General features: G+C 63.5%; 3 protein-coding genes and 1 tRNA gene. All 4 read left to right on the top strand.

All coding sequences use genetic code 11. From position 1 onward, the window contains the following. The first annotated feature begins 50 nt into the window (after positions 1-50). The 4 genes from Mrose_RS17785 (at position 51) to Mrose_RS17770 (ending at position 4709) form a co-directional block, all read left to right on the top strand. Positions 51-126, top strand: a tRNA-Gly gene (locus Mrose_RS17785). 131 nt (positions 127-257) lie between these two features. Further along, on the top strand, positions 258-2594 hold the full coding sequence (locus Mrose_RS17780; protein ID WP_119280543.1) for a MalT transcriptional regulator family protein: 2337 nt from the start codon (positions 258-260) through the stop codon (positions 2592-2594). Between the two features lie 166 nt (positions 2595-2760). After that, positions 2761-3435: an O-methyltransferase gene (locus Mrose_RS17775; RefSeq protein WP_119280541.1), complete on the top strand. Its 675-nt coding sequence runs from the start codon at positions 2761-2763 to the stop codon at positions 3433-3435. 272 nt (positions 3436-3707) lie between these two features. Further along, on the top strand, positions 3708-4709 hold the full coding sequence (locus tag Mrose_RS17770) for a glycosyltransferase family 2 protein (RefSeq protein WP_119280539.1): 1002 nt from the start codon (positions 3708-3710) through the stop codon (positions 4707-4709). Positions 4710-4797: the final 88 nt, after the last annotated feature.

The following is a 4797-nucleotide window of genomic DNA, read 5'->3' as shown; positions in this document are numbered from 1 at the left end:
GTGCGGCGAGTAGCGTGTGACATGTTGTCCTGTAGTGGAGCGCTGCCCGTGCGGGAGTAGCTCAGTTGGTAGAGCACAACCTTGCCAAGGTTGGGGTCGCGAGTTCGAGTCTCGTCTCCCGCTCCACATCAACCCCCTTTCTTTATCACCCCCCACCGCGAAGTAGGTGGGGGGTTCTGCTTTGGCATTCTCGATGCAATTGAGCTGAGTATCCAGTTTAAACCGCGCGAAAGGCCCACATACTGTAGAATGACCCCATGGTCGTCCTCATCGGCGGTGAGGACCAGGCTCTGGCTTGGTTCCGGCAGCAATGCCGTGAAGGTCTCAGGGCTGTTGTGGTCCGTGGAATCCCCCACGCTGGAGAGGTCGCGCAGGCCAATGCGCTGGCCTGCGCAGTCAACGCCTCGATGAAGACGAATTTGCTGGGGAAAGCCGCGACGCTTGAGTATCACGTGGCGGTCCTCGAGCACAACCGCGACCTGCTGCCCGAGATGGCGATACTGCTTCTGGACGCTCAGCACAGCTTTGCGCTGGTTGAAAAACTGGGCAACACCCACTATCCCGTCTTCGCCCACTTTCCCCAGTTGGATGCCGTTCCTCAGGAAATCTTGCAGGCCAGGCCCCAGATCCAGCGCTTGCCATCGCAAGAAATCCCCTCTGCCGCCGTGAAGCTGGAGAGCCCTGAGAAGCAGCTGCGGCACTCGATCGCCCGGCGCGAGTGGCTTCAGGCGATTGTCCTGTTGAGCGAGCACCCTGAATTGCTCGAGCCCTTCCTGGACCCCATCGGCTGGGGGGTACAGGAGGACGGGCTGCTCGAGGAAGCCTTTGGCCTTCTGCGCTCCTTGCCCGAGCCCTATTCTCGCCAGCCTTCGGTCTTGCGCTGGAGCCTGGCGCTGGCCATTGACCTCGGGCGCCAGGAGGAACTGCTCGAGACCGTGCAGGAGGTGCTGAGGCGCGCACCCGACGGCAAGCTTGGAGCGTTTTACGCCCTGGCCCTGCACACTTTGGGCAATTCGCGCAGCCTCGAGGTGGCCGAACATGCCCTGAGCCTCGACCGCTCGCCCGAGGTGCTGAGCGTGGTGGGGTATATCCTGCAGGCCAAAGACACCTACAAGGCGAGCCTTCTGCTCAATGAGGCGCTGGAGAAGGCCGAGGCCCAGGGGCTATCCCTCGTACAGGGCGAGGCCGCGCTTGGCTTGAGCCAATGTGCGCTGCTTGACGGCCAGCTCGGGCGGGCCAGACAGTGGCTTAGGTGGGCGGCCAGGCTCCTAGAAAACGGCAAGATCAACAACACCAGCCTCAGGCTGCGCGTGCTCAACGAGGAAAGCCACCTGCGCGTCTTGATGGGGGATCTGGCGGGCCTGGAGGATCAGCTCAGGGCGGAGATTCGCTACAGCCAGGGTTATAGCCCCAGGATCCGCAACCTGTTGAGTTCGACCCTGGCCGAGTTGCTGATCGTGCAGGGGAGGCTGGAAGAAGCGCAGGAGATCTTGCTGGAATTGTGGGCTCGGATCAAACAGCGCAACTCCTTTGCCATGTATGCCCAGCCGACGGTGACCTGCCTGCTGGGTCTGGGGAATGAGGCCCTGGCCCGTAAACTGGCAGTAGAGGCCCTGACCCTGAACATCCACAGCTTCGGAGCCTACGCCTTGCAGGCGGAGATCGCGGTGTGGATGTGCCAGTGGACCCACAGCCCTGCCGAAGCAGCCCCGCGTCTGCGGGCCATTGCCGAGCAACTGGAAACCGCCAACCTCGTGCCCTACGCCGTGCCGGCGCGCTGTCTCGAGGCCGCCTGCTGGTGGCGGCTGGGGGACGATGCCGCCGCGAAGTTTGCACTTTCTCGCGTGCGGAACTTTCTCCTGGAGGTAGATTCGAGCAGCATGGTGCTGCTGGGTGGACCGGAGTGTGCGAGAACCATCCAAAAACAGTGGCGCAAGGACACCGATGAACTTCACCTGCACTTCCTGGGGCAGAGTAAGGTGTGGTTCAGGAATCGGCTCTTGCCGGTGACGGGTAAGGGCCTGGACGTGCTCGCAGCCCTCAGCCTGAACCAGGAGGGGCTGAGTTCGAGGGGCCTCACGGACGCGGTATACGGCGAGGATGCCCCGGAAGAACGAACCCGCAGCCTGGTGGCTCACCTGCGCCGGCTGCTGCCCATCGAGCGCAAACCCTACCGCCTGCCCTTCCACGTCGAGGCCGATTTCCTGACGGTCCAGAAGCTTCTGGACCAGCACCAGACCCGCAAAGCCATAGGTCTGTACCAGGGGCCATTGCTGCCGGAGTCTACGGCTCCGCTGGTCGAAGCAGAGCGCTACCGTCTGGAGACGGCTCTGACCCGTGCCGCGCTCGAGCTGCGCGATGGCGAGGCCTTACTGCACCTCGCCAGCCGCACCCGCGACGACCTCAACCTGTGGATTCTCGCCGTGGAATACCTGGGCACACACGACCCACGGCGGGCGCTTGCCCAGGCCCGCCGCGATCAGTTGGCTCACGAGTTGGGGGTCGAACTATCCTCCACCAGCACCGCCAGCCCCATTACCGCTGGTGGCCAGGGCCAGTTGGGCGAGGGTAAGCAAAAGCGCTACCAGAACTGAGGCGATGCGTTTCATTGGTGGACCTCCCAAGACCGACGGTAGCAACGTGTCCGTGAGGCCCACGTGCCCCGATTATGAGAGGGCTGGCGTGGGTTTCGTGAACCTATGGGCCTAGATGCCGGTACGCTGACTGGGTGCGGTTGGCCCGCCGGAGCAAGGGGGTGGCATGAGCCAGGAGCTGTGGAGCGCAGTTGACCGCTACCTCACCGACCTGCTGGTACCTTCCGACCCTGCGCTGGAGGCGGCGCTCGAGGCCAGCAGGGCGGCAGGGTTACCGCCCATCCACGTCGCGCCCAACCAGGGTAAGATGCTGCTGTTGCTGGCGAAGTTGCAGGGGGCGCGAAGCATCCTGGAGATCGGCACGCTGGGGGGATACAGCGCCATCTGGTTGGCCCGCGCCCTTCCTCCAGGAGGGCGCCTGATCACCCTCGAGGCCAACCCAAAGCACGCCGAGGTGGCGCGGGCGAACCTCGAGCGGGCGGGCCTGGGGGAGGTGGTGGACGTGTGGCTGGGGTGGGCACTGGACACCCTGCCGCAACTGGCCGCCGAAGGACGCGGCCCCTTCGACCTCATCTTCATCGACGCCGACAAGCCCTCCAACCCCGACTATCTGCGTTGGGCGCTCGAGCTCTCCCGCCCGGGTAGCCTGATCGTCGCCGACAACGTGGTTCGGGGAGGGGAGGTGCTGGAGGGCTCGAGCCGTGACCCCAGCGTTCAAGGGATACGTCGCTTCAACGAGATGCTGGCCGCTGAGCCACGGCTCATCGCCACGGCGATCCAGACGGTGGGCAGCAAGGGCCACGACGGCTTTGCAATCGCCCTGGTCACCGCTGGCCCGTAGCGCCGAAGAGGGGAGGCACGGGTCGCGTTATGCCCGGCGTTACCGGGACATGTCGCTGGGAAGGCAGAATAGTGGAAGTACGTCGATGGTCAATTGCCAGACAACGCTGAGGGTCGAACGCCAAAATACACTGATGGAGCCAAAACGCCCAACACCCCGCCCCTCGACCCCGCCCTCAAGCGCGGGACGCAACACGCGCTTCTGACCTCAGGTAACGCCAGCTTAACGCGCCAGGGGCTAGGCTCTAGGCTGAGAGGAGCGTCGTGGCGCTTATGGGCAAAGCACCCCTGGTGAGCATCTTGATGCCCACCTACAACTACGCGAAGTTCATCGCGCGTTCCATCGAGAGTGCACTGGGACAGGATCTGGGGGATCTCGAGCTGATCATCAGTGACAACGCCTCCACCGACAACACCCAGGCCGTAGTGGCGCCCTACCTGGCCGACCCCCGGGTGAAGTACAGCCGCAATGCCGAGAACATCGGGATGACCCCTAACTACAACCGCTGCTACGAGCTCATGCACCCCGAGAGCCGCTACGTCATCATCCTGCCTGCCGATGACTGGTGGGATCCCAGCATGCTTTCCAGGTTGGTGGCCATCGCCGAGGCCGATCCCGAGCTGACCTTCGTGCACTGTGGGGGGTATAAGGTCGATCCCCAGGGCCAGCCGCTGTTCGAGTACATGGACCTCTTCGCCTATCAGCCCCCCGCGGGAAAGCACCGTGCGCTCAAGGAACTCTATCGCAACAACTACATCTTCGCCCAGACCGTTTTGCAGCGGCGTTCGCTCTTCGAGCGCCACAAGCCCTACCCCAACCTCTACCGTCCGGGCTTCAACTACGCCCCCGACTACATGCTGTGGGTGGACATCATGAACCGCGGGGCCATGGGCTACTACCTGCCCGAAAAGCTGGCTTATTTCCGCGAGCACCCCCAGTCCCACACCATCGACAAGAACATCATTCCGCGCCTGCGTGAGGAGATCCGCATTTTCGAGGTCGCAGCCGAGAGCTGCCCGAGCGAGCTCGAGGCCGAGCGCATCGCTAACCTCAGGGGCCGCATGCTGGCCCTGGCCCAGCGCCTGCTCAAGGCCGATGAGGAGGAAGAAGCTAAACAGCTCTTGCGAAAAGCCGCGAAGCTCGACCCTCATCCCAGCTTGGGCATCCGTATTGCCAGCTTCATCGCCAACTTACCCCTCTCGCACGTGACCCGCTCGAGGTTGTGGGAACTGGCCGAGAACCTGGCCTTCCGCACCCGCCGCAGCCACGCCTGAGGTTTCCTGCGCGTACCCGCCCAGGCTTTGGGCGCGAACATCAAGGTTTTTCATGGAACACAACATTTCCCAACCCACCAACCCCCCC

The sequence above is a fragment of the Calidithermus roseus genome (genome assembly GCF_003574095.1).
Lineage (GTDB): Bacteria > Deinococcota > Deinococci > Deinococcales > Thermaceae > Calidithermus > Calidithermus roseus.
This window is presented reverse-complemented; position numbering and strand designations above follow the sequence as displayed.

Bases quoted from the DNA above. Each gene is read 5' to 3' on its own strand.
- Mrose_RS17780 (WP_119280543.1), top strand. From the start codon at position 258: ATGGTCGTCCTCATCGGCGGTGAGGACCAGGCTCTGGCTTGGTTCCGG.
- Mrose_RS17775 (WP_119280541.1), top strand. From the start codon at position 2,761: ATGAGCCAGGAGCTGTGGAGCGCAGTTGACCGCTACCTCACCGACCTG.
- Mrose_RS17770 (WP_119280539.1), top strand. From the start codon at position 3,708: ATGGGCAAAGCACCCCTGGTGAGCATCTTGATGCCCACCTACAACTAC.